Source organism: Curtobacterium sp. MCBA15_016, from assembly GCF_001865105.1.
GTDB lineage: Bacteria > Actinomycetota > Actinomycetes > Actinomycetales > Microbacteriaceae > Curtobacterium.
In genome coordinates this window covers 6,612-6,862 of sequence record NZ_MJGR01000034.1, presented here as the reverse complement: position 1 = coordinate 6,862, position 251 = coordinate 6,612, and the positions used below count along the sequence as shown (strand labels likewise).

Here is a 251-nt window from a genome sequence, read left to right as displayed (position 1 = left end):
CGCGCCCAGGTCGGCCCGCGCGCGGTCGGCCCTGCCGACCGCGGTCCTGGTCCGCACCGTCGCCGCGTCGGGCGTCCTCGTCACCGGAGCCGCGCTCTGGGCGGTGGGTGTCGCGCAGACGGACTCGACCGGACTGGGCGAGTGGGGCCTCCTGGCTGCACTGCCCGCGGTCTGGTGGGCTGGCGCCGCACTGGTGTTCGTCGTCGCCCTGGTGACACTCGTCGACCGTCGCCACCACGTGGTGGTCCGCG

Annotated in this window: 1 protein-coding gene; it reads left to right on the top strand. The window is 76.5% G+C overall.

The features are described from left to right. The coding region (locus BIV03_RS19770; RefSeq protein ID WP_217637394.1) for a hypothetical protein at nucleotides 1-251 on the top strand (251 nt) is incomplete at both ends.